17 protein-coding genes are annotated in these 22,059 nt (G+C 71.7%); 4 read left to right on the forward strand and 13 right to left on the reverse strand.

Translation table 11 applies throughout. The features are described 5' to 3' along the window. Positions 1-207: 207 nt before the first annotated feature. Entirely contained in the window at positions 208-2,343 is a 2,136-nt protein-coding gene (locus ABZX96_RS07975; RefSeq protein ID WP_355539696.1) for a primosomal protein N', read from the reverse strand. A 230-nt stretch (positions 2,344-2,573) separates the two neighbouring features. Between ABZX96_RS07975 and ABZX96_RS07980 the strand changes: the two genes are divergently transcribed. The 4 genes from ABZX96_RS07980 to ABZX96_RS07995 all read left to right on the forward strand — a co-directional run bounded on the left by ABZX96_RS07980 (position 2,574) and on the right by ABZX96_RS07995 (position 7,887). After that, positions 2,574-3,923 (forward strand): helix-turn-helix transcriptional regulator, encoded by a 1,350-nt coding sequence (locus ABZX96_RS07980; RefSeq protein WP_355539699.1) that lies wholly within the window; start codon positions 2,574-2,576, stop codon positions 3,921-3,923. A 79-nt stretch (positions 3,924-4,002) separates the two neighbouring features. Further along, positions 4,003-4,776, forward strand: a complete 774-nt coding sequence (locus ABZX96_RS07985) for a toll/interleukin-1 receptor domain-containing protein (protein ID WP_355539702.1) — start codon at positions 4,003-4,005, stop codon at positions 4,774-4,776. After that, positions 4,776-6,740, forward strand: a complete 1,965-nt coding sequence (locus ABZX96_RS07990) for a hypothetical protein (RefSeq protein WP_355539705.1) — start codon at positions 4,776-4,778, stop codon at positions 6,738-6,740. The genes ABZX96_RS07985 and ABZX96_RS07990 overlap by 1 nt, the downstream gene beginning before the upstream one ends. 40 nt (positions 6,741-6,780) lie before the next feature. Continuing rightward, positions 6,781-7,887, forward strand: coding sequence for a hypothetical protein (locus ABZX96_RS07995; RefSeq protein WP_355539708.1), 1,107 nt, complete (start codon positions 6,781-6,783; stop codon positions 7,885-7,887). A gap of 143 nt (positions 7,888-8,030) precedes the next feature. On the opposite strand, the gene metK is transcribed toward ABZX96_RS07995, so the two are convergent. The 12 genes from metK to ABZX96_RS08055 all read right to left on the reverse strand — a co-directional run bounded on the left by metK (position 8,031) and on the right by ABZX96_RS08055 (position 22,000). Next, positions 8,031-9,239 carry a methionine adenosyltransferase gene (gene metK, locus ABZX96_RS08000; protein WP_355539711.1) on the reverse strand — a complete coding sequence of 403 codons (1,209 nt, stop codon included), beginning with the start codon at positions 9,237-9,239 and terminating at the stop codon, positions 8,031-8,033. A gap of 414 nt (positions 9,240-9,653) precedes the next feature. Further along, positions 9,654-10,880, reverse strand: coding sequence for a bifunctional phosphopantothenoylcysteine decarboxylase/phosphopantothenate--cysteine ligase CoaBC (gene coaBC / locus ABZX96_RS08005; RefSeq protein WP_355539714.1), 1,227 nt, complete (start codon positions 10,878-10,880; stop codon positions 9,654-9,656). Positions 10,881-11,050: 170 nt separating this feature from the next. After that, complete coding sequence (gene rpoZ, locus ABZX96_RS08010) at positions 11,051-11,323, reverse strand: DNA-directed RNA polymerase subunit omega (RefSeq protein ID WP_003982715.1); 273 nt, start codon at positions 11,321-11,323, stop codon at positions 11,051-11,053. Positions 11,324-11,361: 38 nt separating this feature from the next. After that, positions 11,362-11,919 (reverse strand): guanylate kinase, encoded by a 558-nt coding sequence (gene gmk / locus ABZX96_RS08015; RefSeq protein ID WP_355539717.1) that lies wholly within the window; start codon positions 11,917-11,919, stop codon positions 11,362-11,364. 60 nt (positions 11,920-11,979) lie between these two features. Further along, positions 11,980-12,303, reverse strand: a complete 324-nt coding sequence (gene mihF / locus ABZX96_RS08020; protein WP_355539720.1) for an integration host factor, actinobacterial type — start codon at positions 12,301-12,303, stop codon at positions 11,980-11,982. A gap of 193 nt (positions 12,304-12,496) precedes the next feature. Next, the gene (gene pyrF, locus ABZX96_RS08025; RefSeq protein ID WP_355539722.1) at positions 12,497-13,351 is read right to left on the reverse strand and encodes an orotidine-5'-phosphate decarboxylase; all 855 of its coding nucleotides are present in this window, start codon (positions 13,349-13,351) and stop codon (positions 12,497-12,499) included. Positions 13,352-13,404: 53 nt separating this feature from the next. After that, positions 13,405-14,529 (reverse strand): quinone-dependent dihydroorotate dehydrogenase, encoded by a 1,125-nt coding sequence (locus tag ABZX96_RS08030; protein WP_355539725.1) that lies wholly within the window; start codon positions 14,527-14,529, stop codon positions 13,405-13,407. An 84-nt stretch (positions 14,530-14,613) separates the two neighbouring features. Further along, complete coding sequence (carB, locus tag ABZX96_RS08035; protein ID WP_355539728.1) at positions 14,614-17,925, reverse strand: carbamoyl-phosphate synthase large subunit; 3,312 nt, start codon at positions 17,923-17,925, stop codon at positions 14,614-14,616. After that, the gene (gene carA, locus ABZX96_RS08040; RefSeq protein ID WP_355539731.1) at positions 17,918-19,093 is read right to left on the reverse strand and encodes a glutamine-hydrolyzing carbamoyl-phosphate synthase small subunit; all 1,176 of its coding nucleotides are present in this window, start codon (positions 19,091-19,093) and stop codon (positions 17,918-17,920) included. Before carA ends, carB begins: the two co-directional genes overlap by 8 nt. Next, positions 19,090-19,725, reverse strand: coding sequence for a hypothetical protein (locus tag ABZX96_RS08045; RefSeq protein ID WP_355539733.1), 636 nt, complete (start codon positions 19,723-19,725; stop codon positions 19,090-19,092). The genes carA and ABZX96_RS08045 overlap by 4 nt, the downstream gene beginning before the upstream one ends. Next, positions 19,722-21,008 (reverse strand): dihydroorotase, encoded by a 1,287-nt coding sequence (locus ABZX96_RS08050; protein ID WP_355539736.1) that lies wholly within the window; start codon positions 21,006-21,008, stop codon positions 19,722-19,724. The genes ABZX96_RS08045 and ABZX96_RS08050 overlap by 4 nt, the downstream gene beginning before the upstream one ends. Further along, positions 21,005-22,000 carry an aspartate carbamoyltransferase catalytic subunit gene (locus tag ABZX96_RS08055; RefSeq protein ID WP_355539739.1) on the reverse strand — a complete coding sequence of 332 codons (996 nt, stop codon included), beginning with the start codon at positions 21,998-22,000 and terminating at the stop codon, positions 21,005-21,007. The genes ABZX96_RS08050 and ABZX96_RS08055 overlap by 4 nt, the downstream gene beginning before the upstream one ends. Between the last annotated feature and the right edge of the window lie 59 nt (positions 22,001-22,059).

The following is a 22,059-nucleotide window of genomic DNA, read 5'->3' on the forward strand; positions in this document are numbered from 1 at the left end:
CTCCGGGCCTGGTGCCATCAGCAGCTCGGGGGCCGTCGCCCGGTGCTCCGCCCCGTTTCCCCGCCTTTGGTCATTCGCTCGGTACGCCGGTCGGGCCGGTCCCGGGCGTCGCCTCCGCCCCGCGTGAGACGCGTCCCCGGAGTCGTACGAGCCACAGGCCGCAGGAACCGCGGCCCCGGTGACGCGGCGAACCGCAGCCACGCCCCCTCATCCCAGATCCGGCGGATCGATCCGCAGCCGCACCGCCTCGCCCTCCCGCTTCACCAGCCGGGCCGCGCGCGCCGCCTTCAGGGACGCCGCCAGCTCCGCGCCCTGTCCGGGCCGGACCCGCACCAGGGCCCGTTCCCACTGCTCACCCGGTGGCGGATCGCCCGGACGCCGGGGGCGGCCCGGTTCGGCCGCCGGTATCGGCACCGGCCCCAGGATCTCCGCCCCCTCCGGCAGCCGCGCCGCCGCGATCAGCCCCATGACGTCCTCCCCGCGCCCCGTCACCGCCGCCATCCGCGACACCGGCGGGAACCCCAGCTCGGCGCGCTCCGCCAGCTCCCGCACCGCGTGCCCGACCGGGTCCCAGCGCACCAGGGCCTGCACGGGGCGGAGCGTGGGTTCCGCGATCACCGCGACCGTCCCGCCGTCCTCCTGGCCGCGCACCAGCGCCGCGGCCTCCAGCCAGCGCCGCAGCGCCTCCTCGCCCGCCCGCAGGTCGGGACGGCTGAGGAGCGCCCAGCCGTCCAGCAGCAGGGCGGCGGCGTAGCCGCCCTCGGCCACCGGCTCGGCGCCCGGGGTGCTGACCACCAGGGCCGGCGTGCCCGGCACCGACGCGAGCACGTGATCCCGCCCCGAGGTGCGCACCGGCACCGCCGGGAACGCCCGGCCCAGTTCCTCGGCCGTACGCCGGGCGCCGACCACCCGGGCGCGCAGCCGTACGCCGCCGCACTCCGGACAGTGCCAGTCGCCCTCCGCACGCCCGCACCAGCCGCAGCACAGCTCGCCCCCGCCCCGTGCCTCCAGCGGCCCGGAGCAGGCCCGGCAGCGCGCCGGCTCGCGGCACCGCTCGCAGGACAGCCGGGGCACGTACCCGCGCCGCGGCACCTGCACCAGGACCGGGCCGCGCGTGAGCCCGTCCCGCACCACCTGCCAGGCGAGGGTGGGCAGCCGGGCGGCCCGCGCCGCCGCGTCGCGCGCCTCGTCGGCGTCCGAGACCGTACGGATCAGCGGCGCCGCCGCGCGCACCCGCTCGCGGTCGGCGACCAGGGGCCGCGCCCACCCCGTCTCCACGAGCTGGGCCGCCTCGACCGTGCAGCCCAGCCCGCCCAGCAGGAACCCGGCCCGCTCGGTGACGGCCCGCTGGAGCAGCACCTCGCGGGCGTGCGGCTGAGGGGCGTGCGGGTCGCTGTGGCTGGAGTCGCCGTCGTCCCAGATGGCCACCAGGCCCGGATCGCGCACCGGGGCGAACATCGCCGCGCGGGTGCCGACGACCGCTCGTACGGACCCCCGGTTGACCGCCAGCCAGCGGCGGTACCGTTCCTCGGGCCCGACATCGGCCGTCAGCAGTACATGGCGCCCCTCACCGATCAGCCCGGTCAGCTCGGCGTCCACCCGCGCCGCCGCCCGGCCGTCCGGCACCACGACCAGCGCGCCCCGCCCGGAGGCGAGCGCGGCGGCCACCGCCCGGGCCAGCTCACCCGGCCAGTGCGGACCCGGCAACGCCGTCCACACGGCGCGCGGGGCGTCCCCTCGGGCGAGGGCGTCCAAGAACCCCGGGCCCGCCGGGTAGCGCTCCCAGCTCCCCGCCGCCGGCGGCGGGTTGGGCGGCAGCGGGGCGGGCGAGGGCCGGGCCTCCGCCCGCGCGCGCCGGGGCGGGACCGCGAGCTGGACGACGTCGGCGAGCGTGCCCGCGTACCGATCGGCGACGGCGCGGCACAGGCTCAGCAGCTCCGGCGTCAGCACCGGCTCCTCCGACAGCACCTGCGCGATCGGCGCCAGCACCCCGCGGAACTCACTCTCCGCGACCCGCTCCACGACGAACCCGCTGACCAGCTTCCCCCCCTCGCGCCGCCCGCCCTTCTCCCCCGCCCCGAAACGCACCCGCACCCGGACGCCGGGGCGCGCCTGGGCGTCCATCGCGGCGGGCACCGCGTAGTCGAAATACCGGTCCAGATGGACCAGCCCCTTGTCCACGAGCACCCGGGCGACCGGCAGCGTCTCCGCCAGCTCGGCCCCCCGCCACGTCCGCGGCCTGGCCCGCGCCGCCTTCGTCCCCCGCACCGCCTCCCGAATCAGCGCAAGCTGCTCCGGCGCCTCCCCCGCCCCGGCACTCCCCCGCTCGTTCTCCCTGCTCACAGCCTCAGTCCTACCAGAGGGGTCTGACAGCGGCGGGAGGCCCACCACCCTCCCGCGCCGCACGGAGCCACAACCGGCCCCCGGGACCGTTTCCCGGCGGCGGCCGAAGGGGAAACGGGAAACCCGTCCGGGCGCCTTGTTCCGGGCCCCTGGCGGACCGCAGTCTGTCGGACAGCGAAAGCCGCTGCTCGGCACCGCGCCCCCAGGGCGATCCCACGACGGAGGTCTCCATGCACGAGCAGCCCAACCGCTTCGGAAGAGCCCTGCGCACCTCCCGCCTCGCCGCCGGTCTGACCCTGTCGGACCTGGCCCAGGCGGTGCACTACAGCAAGAGCCAGTTGAGCAAGGTCGAGCGCGGCCTCAAGTCGCCCAGCCCGACGCTGGCGCGGCTGTGCGACGCGGCGCTGGAGGCGGGGGGCGCGCTGAGCGAGCTGGTTCCGGTACGGCCGCACGAGGCCCGGACCGGGGCGACCGCGCTGCGGCCTTCCGCCGGGACGACGGCGGACAGTGACCCGAGTGAGGGAGTGGAATGGCTGATGGGAGAACCTCGCAACGAGCCCGGCCGGGCGTGCCCGATGGACCGACGACAGGTGATGCGTGCCGCCGGGGCCGCGTCCTTCATCGGCCTCGGGCTCCGTTCCGCGGCGGAGATCACGACCGGGCCGGCGGCATCCGGGCCTTCGGGAGGACCGGGAACGGCCGGTGACCAGGATTCCTCCTTGATCGGGGTCCACCGGTCCTTGTTCGACCACCTCCGCCGCCTGGGCCAGGCGACCAGCCCCGAATTCGTCCTGCCCTCCCTGACGGCGCACACCGATTCCCTGACGGAGCTCTCCTCCCGGACAGGGGGACGTACCGGGCGCGCCCTGCTGTCCCTGGCCTCCCGGTACGCCGAGTACGCTGGCTGGATGGCCCAGGAAGCGGGGGACGACCGGGCGGCCCTGCGCTGGACGGAGCGGGCCGTCGTCATGGCCTCCGCCGCGGGTGACGAGTACCTTGCCGCGTACGCGCTGGTGAGGCGGGCGCTGATCACCTTCTACCGCGACGACGCGGCCCGGACCGTCGGGCTCGCGCAGAGTGCCCAGACGTCGCGCCTTCCGGCCCGCATCCGGGGGCTCGCGGCCCAGCGCGAGGCACAGGGGCACGCCCTCGCGGGTGACTACGACGCCTGCATGCGCAGCCTCGACCGCGCGCGGACGCTGCTCACCGGCGACGCCGCGGACGCTTCAGCACCGGTCATCGGTCCCTCCCACCTCACCGATCCCGTCGCCATGATTACCGGATGGTGCCTGCACGACCTGGGACGGCCCCGCCAGGCGGCTGAAGTACTGGACCGGGAAATGTCCCAGATATCCCCGCACGCCCTTCGCACCCAGGCCCGTTACGGCATCCGGCGCGCGCTCAGTCACGCCGCCGCGGGCGAGGTGGACCATGCCTGCGCCCTGGCCCGGCCACTGCTCGCCTCGCTGACGCACGTGGCGTCCGCGACCATCACCACGGACGTGCGCCGTCTGGCCCGCACGCTGGCCCGTTTCCCGAAGAACGCTTCGGCGCGCGCGCTCGCCCCCGAGCTGATCTGACACCGCGCGTCGTCACCACTTCCGTCTCCGGCGCGCTCGCGCCGATGAACCGCGATCCCGAAAGAGAGGCAGTTCCGGCATGCCCGATATCTTCATCAATTACCGCACCGGCGACAGCGAAGAAGGCGCGGTCCTCATAGCGCACGAGTTGTCCCGGCGTTTCGGTGAGGAGCAGGTTTTCCTGGCGAGTTCGTCCATCAAAGCAGGGGACGCATTCCCGTCCGAACTGCTCGCCAACCTCCGGCGCAGTTCCGTCGTCCTCGTCGTGATCGGCCCCCGGTGGCTGGAGATCCGTGACAAGCGGGGCCGCCGGGCGCTGGACAGGACGGACGACTGGACCCGTCGCGAAATCCTGGAGGCATTCTCCTGCGGCATCCGGGTCATACCGGTCCTCGTCGGCCGGGAAACGCCCCGCCTTTCCCCGGCCCTGCTGCCCGCGCCGCTGGCAGGTCTGGCGGACCGCCAGTACCGACGCCTCGACACCCGCGCGAGCAAAGCGAACCTGGCCGATCTCGGCGACGTCCTCGCGGAGCTGGTTCCCCGACTCGCCGATCTGGACCGGGGACGCGCCGACGAGCCGACGCCCGGCACATCCGGCGACTCACGGAATTCCATCAGCGACCAGCACGGCACGGCCATACAGGCCCACGATTACACCAATCGCCAAAGCGGCGGAATCGGAAACGTCACCGGCGATCTGGGGACCTACATCAACGACGCCCGCGGAAATTGGCACACGGGCAGCGGTCGTCAGCAGAATTTCTCCGGCAACTCCTCCAACACGGAGGGAGACAGCCACGGAGACAACGGACAGTGGTTCGGTACCCGTCGCCCGCCCGAGGACGATGAGTGATGACCGACTGGACGAGCACATTCGTCGGCTCCGCAGAGGGCCACATGCACAGCGGTAGTGGGGACCAGTACAACTTCCAGTGGGTGACCGGAGGTCGCGCGAGCGGCCGGACGGCCGACCCGCGGGCCATCCCCCGGGACGAGCTCGTACGGCTCGGTCAACGTTTCGTGGAACCGACGGGCATGGGAGAGGCCCGCGAACGGCTCCGTACCACCCGCACGGTCGTCCTCGTCGGCGATCCCGGCAGCGGCACACGGAGCACGGCACTGATGCTGCTGCACGAACTCCGCCACGAACCCGGCGACGTCCACGAACTGCCCGACCGCTGGGACGACGAGGACAAGCAGGGCACCATCGATTCGGGGGACATCGCGGAGCACGGCCGGCTGCTGCTGGATCTCACCGCGTACGACGAGGAACGGCTGGTCAGGACGCAGGAGGAGTTCTCCTCCCTCCGCGTCGCCGTACAAACGCGCAGCGCCCACCTTGTCGTCCTGCTGCCGTCCGGGCGGGATCACCTCCATCGCCCGGAACTGGGCCACTTCACCACGAAGATCAGTCGCCCTGACGCGTTCCAGGTGTTCCGCCAGCACCTGCGAGCCATGGACATCCGGCCCGGCGAACACGACGTGCTGGGCCCCGAGCTGACGCGGTTCCTGGCGGCCGAACCCATGCGGCGGATCGCGAAACTGGCCGAACGGGTGCGCATGATCCGGGAGGAGCAGGGCGCCGCCACCGACTTCCCGCACTGGCTGACCGAGGCGCTGGCCAGTCTGACCCAGCGCGGGGCGGAGATATCCGACCGTGTGGCCGGCTTGCCATCCGGCTCCCAGCGTGCCCTGCTCCTGGCCTCGGCCATGCTGTGCGGCGCGCGTTCGGACGCCGTCTTCCATGCATCGGCGTCGTTGCTGGAGGCCACGGACCATCCTCCCGAGGACGTTCCCGTACTGGAGCGGGCCGACCTCGTCGAACGGTTCACCGAAATCGGCGTCCGCACCGACGCCGCCGACCGGGTGAGCTTCGACGGGCTGGGTTACGACCCGGCGGTCCGCACCCACTTCTGGACCGCCTTCCCGGGGCTGCGTCCCGCCCTGCGCGCATGGGTCGCGAACATCATGCCCTTGGCGATGCTGGACCAGGAGGACCGGGACCGACTGGCCGACCGGTTCACCGAACTGGTCCTGCGTACGGGCCCGGCCGAGGATCTGTTCTGGCTCGTCGAGGAATGGACCGATCCCAGAACCTCGTATTCGCGCCAGGCCGCAGCCGTCCTCGGCGCGGGAGTCGGGCACCCGCACTACGGTAGGGAGTTCCGGCGCAGGATCTACGACTGGTCACTGCGGCCGGACCTCACCGAACAGCTGACACGGGTCCTCGTCCACATCTGCGTCGACAGTCTGGCCGCCCACTACCCCGACCAGGCCATGGTCCGCTTGCACCATCTGGCCCGACGCGAGCACGTTTTCGTGGCGCGCCCCGCCCTGATCGGCCTCGCACGCGCCGACCGCCGAATCTTCGAGCGCATGCTGGACCGCGTCACACAGGGATCGAGCTCCCGGCACCGAACCGCGGATCTCGACCTCTTCCTCGAACTGGCCGAACCGACCCACCTCACCCGCCCGGAAGAAGCCTCCGCACCGCTCCTCGCCGACGAACAGGTTCCGCGCCTCCTGGCCTCCGGCTGGCACGGCGTGCTGACCGAACGGCCGCACGACCAGTGGCGCGATTCCGTGGAAGCCTGGCTCCGCGCGTGCGAGGAGAGCCCGCACGCCGCGCACCTCCTGGACATCCTGGTGGCGGCAGGCGCCGGAAACAGCGGCGTGCTCAGCCGCCTTTACGTCATCGCCCGTGACTGGGCGCATGCCGACGCAGGTCGGCGTCACGTCCGCCTGCCTGTCGCCGACGGCCTTTGGGAGAGGATCCGCTCCCCCCAAGGGCTGGCCGCCTCTCCCTTCACCGCCTGAGCCCCGGAGTCGAAACGACATGAGTTCTGGCCACAGGACCATGACGGCATTTCTGGCCGTCATCTTCGGATTGCTTTTCGCCATACTCGGCCTGCTCGTCGACTGGCCGGTGTGGAAATGGCCGCTATTGGCCGCGGCCTGGCTGACGGTTTCACTGCTGACCGCCAAAGTTCTCGCGCGAGGCAGGCAGCCCCGAGCTCCCTACCTTCCTCCTGAAGAGGACCTGCCCATCCCGCCCCCGGTCCGTCTGGAACGCAGGGTGACCGGTGTGACGCTGCCCAGCGCCGTTCCGGACTACGACTTCTCCTTCTCCGCCGTGGTCCGCTGGGCCCCTATCGAGGTACCGCCGGGCTCGACCACCCACATCGACCCCGGGGCCCTCGCGGTCCACGCCGTACTCGAACGGGCCCGCGAGATCACGGCCACCTGGGACCCCGGCCGGAGCGACCTGGTGCAGCACCGGCTCGGCGGCGAGCTGGGATCGATGCTCCTGGACTCGACGGGCCGGCTCCTGGCCATGGCCGATCAGGTCACCGTCACCTTGTCGGAAGGAGACGCCACTCGGCTGGCGAAACTCTCCGCCGTCCGCAAGGACGAAGACGTCTGGGAACACGAGCGGAAGTACGAACTCAACAAGCGCGCCTATCTCGGAGGGGACGTCCTCAAGGACACCGGAAGCGCGGTGGTGTGGTGGCTCGCGAAGAACGACAACCAGGTCAAGGGCGCCGTGGACAACATCGGCGTACTCGCCCAGCTTTCCGCCGCCGCCAACAACGCGGACGTCGCCGAGCCGTTCCGCCATCTGGCACCCGGCGCTCACCCGAGGGAGTCGCTGTACGAGGAGGGCGGGCCGTCCCCCGCCCCGCCCTGGCAGCCGGACCACGAGGATTCGTTCACGGAACACGTCGGAAACCTGATCCGTACCGCCGGATTCGCTGCGGACGATCCGGAGAGCGCCGTGATGGCACGCGGCATAGCAGACGCCCTGACGTCCGTCGGCAGAGTGGAAGAGGCCGAGGGCGTCAGGGCACGGTTCGACGCGCCCGCGCCGCCTGCCGGTGAGGAGCGAGAGGACGATGAGGGCCGGCCGTTCTCCGACTCCTCCGAAGAAGACCACGGGTTCCCCGGACCTTCGGAAGCGGCATAGCGGCAGCGTTCTTCATACGGCCGAGCCGGCACCTGCCCACCGCGACAGCCTTCCAATGCTTCGCCCCCGGACCGCACAAGCGGTCCGGGGGCGAAGTCACGCGTCACATGGCCCGGGAAAACCGGACCGGAAAACGAGAGCCCTTACAGCCCCGCCGCCTTCCGCAGCGCGTCCACGCGGTCCGTGCGCTCCCACGTGAAGTCGTCCAGCTCGCGGCCGAAGTGGCCGTACGCCGCGGTCTGGGCGTAGATCGGGCGGAGCAGGTGGAGGTCGCGGATGATCGCGGCGGGGCGGAGGTCGAAGACCTCGGCGATGGCGGCCTCGATCTTGTCGGTGTCGACCGTGTGGGTGCCGAAGGTCTCGACGAAGAGGCCGACGGGCTCGGCCTTGCCGATGGCGTAGGCCACCTGGACCTCGCAGCGGGAGGCGAGACCGGCCGCGACGACGTTCTTGGCGACCCAGCGCATGGCGTAGGCGGCCGAGCGGTCGACCTTGGAGGGGTCCTTGCCGGAGAAGGCGCCGCCGCCGTGGCGGGCCATGCCGCCGTAGGTGTCGATGATGATCTTGCGGCCGGTCAGGCCGGCGTCGCCCATCGGGCCGCCGATCTCGAAGCGGCCAGTCGGGTTGACCAGGAGGCGGTAGCCCTCGGTGTCCAGCTTGATGCCGTCCTCGACGAGCTGGCCCAGCACGTGCTCGACCACGAACTCCCGGATGTCCGGGGCCAGCAGCGAGTCGAGGTCGATGTCGCTGGCGTGCTGCGAGGAGACGACGACGGTGTCCAGGCGGACCGCCTTGTTGCCGTCGTACTCGATGGTGACCTGGGTCTTGCCGTCCGGGCGCAGGTAGGGGATGGTCCCGTTCTTGCGGACCTCGGACAGGCGGCGGGAGAGCCGGTGCGCCAGGTGGATGGGCAGCGGCATCAGCTCGGGGGTCTCGTCCGTGGCGTAGCCGAACATCAGGCCCTGGTCGCCCGCGCCCTGCTTGTCCAGTTCGTCCTCGTCACCCTCGACCCGCTGCTCGTAGGCGGTGTCGACACCCTGGGCGATGTCCGGGGACTGCGCGCCGATCGAGACCGAGACGCCGCAGGAGGCGCCGTCGAAGCCCTTCTTCGACGAGTCGTAGCCGATCTCCAGGATCTTGTTGCGGACGAGGGTGGGGATGTCGGCGTACGCCTTCGTCGTCACCTCGCCGGCCACGTGCACCAGGCCGGTGGTGATGAGCGTCTCCACGGCGACCCGGGAGGTCGGGTCCTCCTTCAGGAGCGCGTCGAGGATGGTGTCGCTGATCTGGTCGGCGATCTTGTCGGGGTGGCCCTCGGTCACGGACTCCGAGGTGAACAGGCGGCGGGACACATCGCTCCCTGGGGTTGCAGCGGCTGCTGGCTGATCATTGTGCGGAAAGGTACGAGAGCTGCGCTCGACACGATCCGGAGCCAGTTTATCGGTCGTGCGTCGTGTTCGGGCACAGAGTCTCGTTTTCATGACCATGCGTGACCTGGGACACCACACCAACGGGAGGGCACTCTTCACCCCGCCCGCCCGGAAGGGGGCGTTCCGCCGCTCCCGGCACGGGCCATGACAGGTACCCGAAGACGCCCACGACAGCGGCGAAAGGCGCGGAGGGCGGGCGGGACGGGCGCTTCGCCGGGCGACTCGCGCCTACCGGGGACGTCGCGCGGGTGACGGCACTCGCCTCACCCGCCCGCCGAGATCAACGTGACATACCTCACACGCCCGATCGGGGCGATGGGACACGCCCCCAGGGGATTACTTCGCCGCGTCCGTCCGGTCCATCCGGGTCAGCACCAGGTCCCACACCGTGTCGGCGAGCACTTCCTTCGGTCCGTAAGGCACGGGGGTCTCCGTGCCATCGGCGGCCAGGATCACCGCTTCGTTCTCCGCGGAGCCGAACGTCTTGTGCTCCCCCACCTCGTTGACGACGAGGAGGTCACAGCCCTTGCGGGCGAGCTTGGCGCGGCCGTTGGCGAGGACGTCGTCGGTCTCGGCGGCGAAGCCGACCACGACCTGTCCGGGGCGCGGCCGGTCGGCGGAGAGCTCGGCGAGGATGTCGGGGTTGCGGACGAGCGCGACCGGCTCCGGCTCCCGGCCGTCCCGCTTCTTGATCTTCCCGGTGGCGTAGTGGGCGGGCCGGAAGTCGGCGACGGCGGCGGCCATCACGACCGCGTCGGCGTCGGCGGCGGCCTTCAGCACGGCGTCGCGCAGTTCGACGGCGGTCCCGGCGCGGACGACGTCCACACCGGCCGGGTCCGGCAGCTCGGTGTGGCCCGCCACCAGGGTGACGCGGGCGCCCCGGGCGGCGGCCGTGCGGGCGAGCGCGTAGCCCTGCTTGCCGGAGGAGCGGTTGCCCAGGTAGCGGACGGGGTCCAGCGGCTCGCGGGTGCCGCCGGCGCTGACCACGACGTGGCGGCCCGCCAGGTCGGCCGTGGCCGCCTCGGCGCCGCGGGCGAGCACCCGTCGGCACAGTTCGAAGATCTCGACGGGGTCGGGGAACCGGCCCTTGCCGGTGTCCACCCCGGTCAGCCGCCCGACGGCGGGTTCGATGACGATCGCGCCGCGGCGGCGCAGCGTGGCGACGTTCTCGCGGGTGGCCGGGTTCTCCCACATCTCGGTGTGCATCGCGGGCGCGAAGACGACCGGGCAGCGGGCGGTGAGCAGCGTGTTGGTCAGCAGGTCGTCGGCGAGGCCGTGGGCGGCCTTGGCGAGCAGGTCGGCGGTGGCGGGCGCGACGACGACGAGGTCGGCGGCCTGGCCGATGCGCACGTGCGGCACCTCGTGGACGGTCTCCCAGACCTCGGTGCCCGCCGGGTTCCCGGACAGCGCCTCCCAGGTGGCGCGGCCGACGAAGTTCAGCGTCGCCGCGGTCGGCACGACCCGTACGTCGTGCCCCGACTCGGTGAGCCGCCGCAGCAGCTCGCACGCCTTGTAGGCGGCGATCCCGCCGCTGACCCCGAGGACGATCCTGGGCTTGTCCATCGTGTTGCCTCTCCCCATGCCGTGGTGCGCCACTCCCATGACACACCACCGGCTCCCATGACACACCAAGGGCCCGACAGCGACGCTGCCGGGCCGGGCCCTTGGTGAACGAACGGTGCGCCGGGTCCACGGTGCCGTACGGACGGCACCCCCGACGGGCGTGAAGACGCTTACTGCGCCGGGCCCTCGACGGCCTCGGAGGTCAGCAGACCGGCGTTGATCTCGCGGAGCGCGATGGACAGCGGCTTCTCGTGGACGTGCGTGTCCACGAGGGGGCCGACGTACTCCAGCAGGCCCTCGCCGAGCTGCGAGTAGTACGCGTTGATCTGGCGCGCACGCTTCGCGGCGTAGATAACGAGGCTGTACTTGGAGTCCGTGGCCTCAAGAAGCTCATCAATCGGCGGGTTGATGATGCCCTCGGGCGCGGTGATGGAAGAGGACACGCTCTGCCTTCCGAAGGGGGTCAAGAGTGGAGAAACGATCAAAGAACGTGCATCAAGGCTAGCAGCTCACGGCTGACGCCCTCGACGGAGGTGTTGACCAGCGTCTCGTCGAACTCGGCCTCGGCGGCCAGCTCGACCTTGGCCGCGGCCAGCCGGCGTTCGATGACCTCCGGGGCCTCCGTGCCGCGGCCGGTGAGCCGGCGGACCAGCTCCTCCCAGCTCGGCGGGGCCAGGAAGACCAGCCGCGCCTCCTCCATGGAGGCGCGCACCTGCCGGGCGCCCTGGAGGTCGATCTCCAGGAGGACGGGAACCCCGGCCTCCAGGTGATCCAGCACCGCCTTGCGGGGGGTGCCGTAGCGGTTTCCCGCGAACTCGGCCCACTCCAGCAGTTCCCCGTTGGCGATCAGCTTGTCGAACTCCTCGTCGTCGACGAAGAAGTACTGGACGCCGTGCTGCTCGCCGGGGCGGGGCTTGCGGGTGGTGGCCGAGACCGAGAGCCAGACCTCGGGATGAACCTTGCGCATATGGGCGACGACCGTGCTCTTGCCGACCCCTGAGGGGCCGGAGAGCACGGTCAGCCGCGGACGATCACTCATGCAGCGATTATTCCAGCTTCCCTGGAGTGCCCGGAAATCTCCCCGGGCGGACCGGGGATGTCAGGAAGCCGAACCGCGGAACTCACGCTCCAAAGCGGCGATCTGGTTGGAGCCAAGGCCCCGGACGCGGCGGCTCTCGGAGATCCCCAGCTTCTCCATGAGCTGCTTGGCGCGGACCTTGCCCACGCCGGGCAGGGACTCCAGGAGGGCGGAGACCTTCATCTTGCCGATGACGTCGTTCTCCTGGCCCTGCTTGATGACCTCTTGGAGGGTGGCGCCGGAGTGCTTGAGCCGATTCTTGACCTCGGCGCGCTCCCGGCGAGCCGCGGCGGCCTTCTCGAGCGCGGCTGCGCGCTGTTCAGGGGTAAGGGGCGGAAGAGCCACGCCTACGTCACCTCGGATGTCGAACTGTCGGATACGGACCGGTGTGGAACCTAGTCGCCCCGCATGGACGGGGCAACGAGCAACGCGCTTACGTGCGGTGCTCTCGACGGGAGACTAGCGGGCACACGGCTGCTAGTCAGCGAGAACAGACGAAAAGTCCTGGTCAGACTCAGCCGACCAGGACAATTCGGGACTAAACCACCGCTTGATCGAGGGCCGCCGCGACGTCCTCGGCGAATCGGGCCGCCGCCGCGCGCAGCCCGTCGGCGTCCGGACCGTGACGCAGCACACCCCGGCTGACGCTGGGCACCACATTGCGCACCGCCGCACCGAAGACGCCCGGCAGGTCCGCGGGGGTCGCGCCCTGCGCCCCGATGCCGGGGGCCAGCAGCGGCCCGTTGACGCCCGCCAGGTCGTACGAGGACAGGTCGCCCAGCGTGGCGCCGACCACCGCGCCGAACGAGCCCAGGGGCTCGGCGCCGGCGTTCTCGGCCTTGAGGTGGCCGAGCATGGTGGCGGCGACGGTGGAGCCGTCGGCCCGCACGGCGTGCTGGACCTCCTGGCCCTCCGCGTTGGAGGTCAGGGCCAAAACGAACAGGCCGCAGCCGTTCTCCCTGGCCAGGTCCACGGCCGGGCGCAGCGAGCCGTAGCCGAGGAAGGGGCTGACCGTCAGGGCGTCCGAGAACAGCGGGGAGGCCGGGTCCAGATAGGTGGCGGCGTACGCGGCCATGGTGGAGCCGATGTCGCCGCGCTTGGCGTCCATGACGACCAGCGCGCCGCCCTCGCGGGCCCGGGCGACGGTCTGTTCCAGGACGGCGACGCCGCGCGAGCCGAACCGCTCGAAGAAGGCGGATTGTGGCTTGAAGACGGCCACCCGGTCGGCCAGCGCCTCCACGGTGGTGTATGCGAAGCGCTCCAGGCCCGCGATGTCGTCGGCCAGGCCCCAGTCGGCCAGGAGGGACGCGTGCGGGTCGATGCCGACGCACAGCGGGCCGCGCTCGTCCATGGCGCGGCGCAGCCGGGCGCCGAAGGGGGTGGGGGTGGTCATGCGGGATTCCTTTGCGGACGTCACGGAGCCGGGGGTCGTGCGGTCGGCGGCGCTCACGCGGCGGCCTTCCCTCGTCCGGCCGTGCGGTGCTCGGCGCCGACGGCCTCGGCCAGCGTGGCGTACGGGCTGTTGCGCAGGCGGGCGGCCAGCCCCTTGTGCAGGGCGCGGCACCAGAAGGGGCCCTGGTAGATGAAGGCGCTGTAGCCCTGGACGAGGGTGGCGCCGGCCAGGATGCGCTGCCAGACGTCCTCGGCGCTCTCCACGCCCCCGACGCCGATCAGGGTGATCCGGTCCCCCACACGGGCGTACAGGCGGCGCAGCACCTCAAGGGAGCGCTCCTTGAGGGGCGCGCCGGAGAGGCCGCCGGTCTCGGCGACCAGGGCGGCCGGGGAGGTCAGGCCCAGGCCCTCGCGGGCGATGGTGGTGTTGGTGGCGATGATGCCGTCCAGGCCCAGTTCCACGGCCAGGTCGGCGACGGCGTCCACGTCCTCGTCCGCCAGGTCGGGCGCGATCTTCACGAGCAGCGGCACCCGGCGCTCGGGGACGGTGCGGTCGGCGGCCTCGCGGACCGCCGTGAGCAGCGGGCGCAGGTGGTCCACGGCCTGGAGGTTGCGAAGTCCTGGCGTGTTCGGGGACGAGACGTTGACGACCAGGTAGTCGGCGTGGCGGGCCAGCCGCTCGGTGGAGGTGACGTAGTCGGCGACGGCCTCGGACTCGGGGACGACCTTGGTCTTGCCGATGTTGACGCCGAGCGTGGTCCGGAAGACGGGCGTGCGGGCCGCCAGGCGGGCCGCCACGGCCGCGGAGCCCTCGTTGTTGAAGCCCATCCGGTTGATCAGCGCGCGGTCCGGCACGAGGCGGAACAGGCGCTTCCTGGGGTTGCCGGGCTGCGGCTGGGCGGTGACGGTGCCGATCTCGACGTGGTCGAAGCCGAGCATCGCCATGCCGTCGATGGCCACGGCGTTCTTGTCGAACCCGGCGGCGAGCCCGAAGGGGCCGTGCATCCGGCGGCCCAGCGCCTCCACCCGCAGCTCCTTGTGGCGCGGGGCGAGGACGGCGGCGATGAACGTGCGCAGGACCGGGATCCGGGCGGCGCGGCGGATCCAGCGGAAGGCCAGGTGGTGGGCCTTCTCCGGGTCCATGCGCCGGAAGACGAGACGGAAGAAGAGTGCGTACATGGGGGTGGCGAAAGCCTTCCGGGCAGGGCGTGCGACGAGGGGCTCATGAGGAGGGGGACACCGGCCGGTGTCCCCCTCCTGGTGTCACTCCGCGCGGGCGGCGGTGAGGTGCTCGGCGTGTTCCTGGAGGGAACGCACGCTCACCTCGCCGCGCGAGACCGCCTCGATGCCCTGCACGGCGGCGGCCAGCGCCTGCACCGTGGTCAAGCACGGCACCGAACGGGCGACCGCGGCGGTGCGGATCTCGTAGCCGTCCAGCCGGCCGCCGGTGCCGTACGGGGTGTTGACGATCAGGTCAACGTCGCCGTCGTGGATCATCTGGACGATCGTCTTCTCGCCGTTGGGGCCCTCGCCCTCGCTGTGCTTGCGCACGACGGTGGCCTTGATGCCGTTGCGGCGCAGCACCTCGGCGGTGCCGGAGGTGGCCAGCAGCTCGAAGCCGTGGGCGACCAGCTCGCGGGCCGGGAAGATCATCGAGCGCTTGTCCCGGTTGGCGACGGAGACGAACGCGCGGCCCTTGGTGGGCAGCGCCCCGTACGCGCCGGCCTGCGACTTGGCGTACGCCGTGCCGAAGACCGAGTCGATGCCCATGACCTCGCCGGTGGAGCGCATCTCGGGGCCGAGGACCGTGTCCACGCCGCGCCCGGAGGCGTCGCGGAAGCGCGACCAGGGCAGGACGGCCTCCTTGACGGAGATCGGCGCGTCCAGCGGCAGCGTGCCGCCGTCACCGGACTTCGGCAGCATCCCCTCGGCGCGCAGCTCGGCGATGGTGGCGCCGAGCGAGATGCGGGCGGCGGCCTTGGCCAGCGGCACCGCGGTCGCCTTGGAGGTGAAGGGGACGGTGCGGGAGGCGCGCGGGTTGGCCTCCAGGACGTAGAGGATGTCCCCGGCCATGGCGAACTGGATGTTGATCAGTCCGCGCACGCCCACGCCCTTGGCGATGGCCTCGGTGGAGGCGCGCAGCCGCTTGATGTCGTAGCCGCCCAGGGTGATGGGGGGCAGCGCGCACGCCGAGTCGCCGGAGTGGATGCCGGCCTCCTCGATGTGCTCCATGACGCCGCCGAGGTAGAGCTCGGTGCCGTCGTACAGGGCGTCCACGTCGATCTCGATGGCGTCGTCCAGGAAGCGGTCGATCAGGACCGGGTGCTGGTCGATCAGGCCCGCGTGCCGGGTGAGGTACTCGCCGAGCGAGGGCTCGTCGTAGACGATCTCCATGCCGCGCCCGCCCAGGACGTAGGAGGGGCGGACCATGACCGGGTAGCCGATCTCTGCGGCGATCTCCTTGGCCTCGTCGAAGGAGAAGGCGGTGCCGTACTTGGGGGCGGGCAGCCCGGCCTCGGTGAGCACCCGCCCGAAGGCGCCGCGCTCCTCGGCCAGGTCGATGGCCTCCGGGGAGGTGCCGACGATGGGCACGCCGTTGTCCTTGAGCGCCTGCGCCAGGCCCAGCGGCGTCTGGCCGCCGAGCTGGACGACGACGCCGGCGACCGGGCCGGCCTGCTGCTCGGCGTGCACGATCTCCAGGACGTCCTCCAGGGTGAGCGGCTCGAAGTAGAGCCGGTCGGAGGTGTCGTAGTCGGTGGAGACGGTCTCCGGGTTGCAGTTGACCATGACGGTCTCGTAGCCCGCGTCGGAGAGCGCGAAGGAGGCGTGGACGCAGGAGTAGTCGAACTCGATGCCCTGGCCGATGCGGTTCGGGCCGGAGCCCAGGATGATCACGGCGGGCTTCTCGCGCGGCGCGACCTCGCTCTCCTCGTCGTAGGACGAGTAGAAGTACGGGGTCTTCGCGGCGAACTCGGCGGCGCAGGTGTCGACCGTCTTGTAGACCGGGCGCACGCCGAGGGCCTGCCGGACCTCGCGGACGACATCCTCGCTCATGCCGCGGATGTCGGCGATCTGGGCGTCGGAGAAGCCGTGGCGCTTGGCCTCACCGAGGATGTCGGGGCCGAGGGTGCCGGCCGCGGCGATCTCGTCGGCGATCTCCTTGATCAGGAAGAGCTGGTCGACGAACCAGGGGTCGATCTTCGTCGCGTCGAAGACCTCCTCGGGCGTGGCGCCGGCGCGGATGGCCTGCATGACCGTGTTGATCCGGCCGTCGGTGGGCACCTGGGCCCGCTCCAGCAGCGCGGCCTTCTCGCCCGGCTCGCCGGTGAAGGCGAACTGGCTGCCCTTCTTCTCCAGAGAGCGCAGCGCCTTGTTCAGCGCCTCGGTGAAGTTGCGGCCGATGGCCATCGCCTCGCCCACCGACTTCATGGTGGTGGTGAGGGTGGCGTCGGCGGCCGGGAACTTCTCGAAGGCGAAGCGGGGGACCTTGACGACGACGTAGTCGAGGGTCGGTTCGAAGGAGGCCGGGGTCTTCTCGGTGATGTCGTTCGGGATCTCGTCCAGCGTGTAGCCCACCGCGAGCCGGGCCGCGATCTTCGCGATCGGGAAGCCGGTGGCCTTGGAGGCCAGCGCGGAGGAACGGGAGACGCGCGGGTTCATCTCGATGACGATCACGCGGCCGTCGACCGGGTTGACCGCGAACTGGATGTTGCAGCCGCCGGTGTCCACACCGACCTCGCGGATGATCGCGATGCCGACGTCGCGCAGGATCTGGTACTCGCGGTCGGTCAGCGTCATCGCCGGGGCGACGGTGATCGAGTCGCCGGTGTGCACGCCCATCGGGTCGAAGTTCTCGATGGAGCAGACGACCACGACGTTGTCGTTCTTGTCGCGCATCAGCTCCAGCTCGTACTCCTTCCATCCGAGGATGGACTCCTCCAGGAGCACCTCGGTGGTCGGCGAGAGCGTCAGGCCCTGGCCCGCGATGCGGCGCAGCTCGTCCTCGTCGTGCGCGAAGCCGGAGCCGGCGCCGCCCATGGTGAAGGAGGGGCGGACCACGACCGGGTAACCGCCGAGCTCCTCGACGCCCGCCAGGACGTCGTCCATGGAGTGGCAGATCACCGAGCGGGCGGACTCGCCGTGGCCGATCTTGGCGCGGACCGCCTCGACGACCTCCTTGAAGCGGTCGCGGTCCTCGCCCTTGTGGATCGCCTCGACGTTCGCGCCGATCAGCTCGACGCCGTACGCGTCCAGGGTTCCCGCCTCGTGCAGGGAGATCGCGGTGTTCAGCGCGGTCTGGCCGCCCAGGGTGGGCAGCAGGGCGTCCGGGCGCTCCTTGGCGATGATCTTCTCGACGAACTCGGGGGTGATCGGCTCGACGTAGGTGGCGTCGGCGATCTCCGGGTCGGTCATGATCGTGGCCGGGTTGGAGTTGACCAGGATGACCCGCAGGCCCTCGGCCTTCAGAATCCGGCACGCCTGGGTGCCGGAGTAGTCGAACTCGGCGGCCTGGCCGATGACGATCGGGCCGGAGCCGATGACCAGGACGGACTGGATATCGGTGCGCTTAGGCACGCTGGCCCTCCATCAGGGAAACGCTGTGCTGGTTGTTGTCTCGCATGAGCTCGACAAAGCGATCGAACAGGTAAGCGGCGTCGTGCGGACCGGCCGCCGCCTCGGGGTGGTACTGGACGCTGAAGGCGGGGCGGTCCAGGAGGTTCAGGCCCTCCACCACGTTGTCGTTCAGGCAGACGTGGGAGACCTCGGCGCGCCCGTAGGGCGTCTCGGAGACCTGGTCGAGCGGCGCGTCCACGGCGAAGCCGTGGTTGTGCGCGGTGACCTCGACCTTGCCGGTGGCGCGGTCCTGCACCGGCTGGTTGATGCCGCGGTGGCCGTACTTGAGCTTGTACGTGCCGAAGCCCAGCGCCCGGCCCAGGATCTGGTTGCCGAAGCAAATCCCGAACAGGGGGGTGCCCCGCTCCAGGACGCCGCGCATGACGGAGACCGGGTGGTCGGCGGTGGCCGGGTCGCCGGGGCCGTTGGAGAAGAACACGCCGTCCGGCCGGACCGCGTAGACGTCCTCCAGGGTGGCGGTGGCGGGCAGGACGTGCACCTCTATGCCGCGCTCGGCCATGCGGTGCGGGGTCATGCCCTTGATGCCCAGGTCCACGGCGGCGACGGTGAACTTCTTCTCGCCGAGGGCGGGGACGACGTACGCCTCCTTCGTCGCCACCTCCTCGGACAGGTCGGCGCCGGTCATCGCCGGGGCGGCCTGGACCCTGGCCAGCAGCGCGGCCTCGTCCGCGACCGCGTCGCCGGAGAAGATGCCGACCCGCATCGCGCCGCGTTCGCGCAGGTGGCGGGTGAGGGCGCGGGTGTCGATGCCGCTGATGCCGACGACGCCCTGGGCGGCCAGCTCCTCGTCCAGCGAGCGCGTGGAGCGCCAGTTGGACGGGCGGCGGGCGGGGTCGCGCACGACGTACCCGGCGACCCAGATGCGCCGGGACTCGGGGTCCTCGTCGTTGACGCCGGTGTTGCCGACGTGCGGGGCGGTCATGACGACCACCTGGCGGTGGTAGGAGGGGTCGGTCAGGGTCTCCTGGTAGCCGGTCATGCCGGTGGAGAACACCGCCTCGCCGAAGGTCTCCCCCACGGCCCCGTAGGCACGGCCGCGGAAGGTGCGGCCGTCCTCCAGGACGAGTACGGCGGGAACCTTCGCGGTCCCCCTGGTGGAGGTCGTCATCGTGCGCCTTCCGTTTCGGTGCTTGAGGTGCTTGAGGTGCTTGAGGTGTGCGGGGTGGTCGCCGAGCCCGTACGGGCCAGGACGGGGCCGTCGGCCAGCGCCTTGAGGTCCCGCACCCAGTCGGCGTGCTCGTCCGCCCGGTCGGAGCGGAAACCGGAGTCGATCAGCCGGTCGCCGTGCTCCCAGGTGAGAATCAGCAGGCCGCCCTCGGGCAGGACCTTGCCGGCGATGCCCTTGTCCAGCCGGGCGTCGCGGATCCGGCCGGCCGGGACGAAGAAGTCCCGGGCGCCGGGCCGTACGACCTTCAGGCCCGCGTCGGTGAGGGTCAGCTCGGCGCGGCTGCGGGTGCCCAGGCCCTGGGCCACGATCCGGTCCAGCCACTGCCCGGCGGTGGTGGAGCCGTGGTAGCGGCCGGCGAGGGTGCGGCGCGCCGGGCCGGGGTCGTCCGGCGCGGCGGGCAGCTCGGGCAGGTCGCCCTGGAGGGTGCCGCGCCACTTCCAGCCCTCGCGCATCAGCCAGTAGACGAGCGCGATGACCAGCAGGAGTCCGACGACCCAGCCGATGCGCGCGGCCCAGTCGGTGACCTCGGCGGATTTCCGCTCGGCGGCCAGGTACAGCAGTTCAGATGTCACGTGAGGTTCCCGTCCACGACCGTCGCCCGGCCCCGCAGGAAGGTGTGGGTGACGCGCCCCGGCAGTTCGCGGCCCTCGTAGGGGGTGTTGCGGCTGCGGGAGGCGAAGCCCGCGGGGTCCACGACTCCACGGTAAGCGGAGTCGACCAGGGTCAGGTTGGCGGGCTCACCCGGCGCGACGGGGCGGCCGTGGCCCTCCAGGCGGCCGATGGCGGCGGGGCGGAAGGACATCCGGTCGGCGACGCCGGCCCAGTCCAGCAGCCCGCTGTCGACCATCGTGTGCTGGACGACGGACAGCGCCGTCTCCAGGCCGACCATGCCCATGGCCGCCGCGCCCCACTCGCAGTCCTTGTCCTCGTGCGGGTGCGGGGCGTGGTCGGTGGCCACGCAGTCGATGGTGCCGTCGGCCAGCGCCTCGCGCAGCGCCAGGACGTCGGCCTCGGTGCGCAGCGGCGGGTTGACCTTGTAGACGGGGTTGTAGGAGCGGACCAGCTCGTCGGTCAGGAGGAGGTGGTGCGGGGTGACCTCGGCGGTGACGTTCCAGCCCTTGGACTTGGCCCAGCGCACGATCTCCACAGAGCCCGCGGTGGACAGGTGGCAGATGTGCACCCGCGAGCCGACGTGCGCGGCCAGCAGCACGTCCCGGGCGATGATCGACTCCTCGGCGACGGCCGGCCAGCCGCCCAGCCCGAGCTCGGCGGAGACCACGCCCTCGTTCATCTGGGCGCCCTCGGTCAGCCGCGGCTCTTGGGCGTGCTGGGCGATCACGCCGTCGAAGGCTTTGACGTACTCCAGGGCGCGCCGCATGATCACCGCGTCGTCCACGCACTTGCCGTCGTCGGAGAAGACCCGCACCCCGGCCGCCGAGTCGTGCATGGCGCCCAGCTCGGCGAGCTTCTTGCCCTCCAGCCCGACGGTGACCGCGCCGACCGGCTGCACGTCGCAGTAGCCGGACTCCTTGCCCAGCCGCCAGACCTGCTCGACCACGCCGGCGGTGTCCGCCACCGGGAAGGTGTTGGCCATCGCGTGCACGGCGGTGTAGCCGCCGACGGCCGCGGCCTTGGTGCCGGTCAGGACGGTCTCGGAGTCCTCGCGGCCCGGCTCGCGCAGGTGGGTGTGCAGGTCGACCAGGCCGGGCAGCAGGATCTTGCCCTCGGCCTCGACGACGTGCGCGCCCTCGGCGCTCAGTCCGGTGCCCACCTCGGCGACGCGCTCGCCGTCGATCAGGACGTCCTGCGGCTCGCCGCCCAGGATCTTCGCGCCGCGGATCAGGGTCTTGCTCATGACGGGTTGCTCTCCTCGGTGCGGGCGGTGGGGGTGTCGGTGGAGGTGGTGACGGCGGGCTCGTTGCCGCCCAGCAGCAGGTACAGGACGGCCATGCGGATGCTGACGCCGTTGGTGACCTGCTCGACGGCGGTGCAGCGCGGCGAGTCGGCGACCTCGGCGGTGATCTCCATGCCGCGGTTCATCGGCCCGGGGTGCATGACGATCGCGTGCTCGGGCATCCGCGCCATCCGGTCGCCGTCCAGGCCGTACCGGCGGGCGTACTCACGCTCCGTAGGGAAGAAGGCCGCGTTCATGCGCTCGCGCTGCACGCGCAGCATCATCACGGCGTCGGACTTGGCGATCACCGAGTCCAGGTCGTAGGCGACCTCGCACGGCCAGCTCTCCACGCCGATGGGCACCAGCGTCGGCGGCGCCACCAGCGTCACCTGGGCACCGAGCGTGGTCAGCAGGTGGACGTTGGACCGGGCGACCCGGCTGTGCAGGATGTCGCCGACGATCGTGATGCGGCGGCCGGACAGGTCGTGGCCGGCGCCGCCCGCCAGGTGGCGGCGCATGGTGAAGGCGTCCAGCAGCGCCTGCGTGGGGTGCTCGTGGGTGCCGTCACCGGCGTTGACGACCGAGCCGCCGATCCAGCCCGAGGTCGCCAGCCGGTGCGGGGCGCCGGAGTCGTGGTGCCGGATGACGACCGCGTCCGCGCCCATCGCCTCCAGGGTCAGCGCGGTGTCCTTGAGGGACTCGCCCTTGGAGACGGACGACCCCTTGGCGGAGAAGTTGATGACGTCCGCCGAGAGCCGCTTGGCGGCGGCCTCGAAGGAGATGCGGGTGCGCGTGGAGTCCTCGAAGAAGAGGTTGACGACGGTGCGTCCGCGCAGGGTGGGCAGTTTCTTGATCGGCCGGTCCGCGACCCGGGCCATCTCCTCGGCGGTGTCGAGGATCAGGACGGCGTCGTCGCGGGTGAGGTCGGCGGCCGAGATGAGATGACGCTTCATCCGGTTTCTCCGGGGGTGTCAGAGGTATGCCGATATGTCCAACGAGTGGGCATACGTGC

Source organism: Streptomyces sp. NPDC003077, assembly GCF_040611095.1.
In the GTDB taxonomy this organism is placed as follows: domain Bacteria; phylum Actinomycetota; class Actinomycetes; order Streptomycetales; family Streptomycetaceae; genus Streptomyces.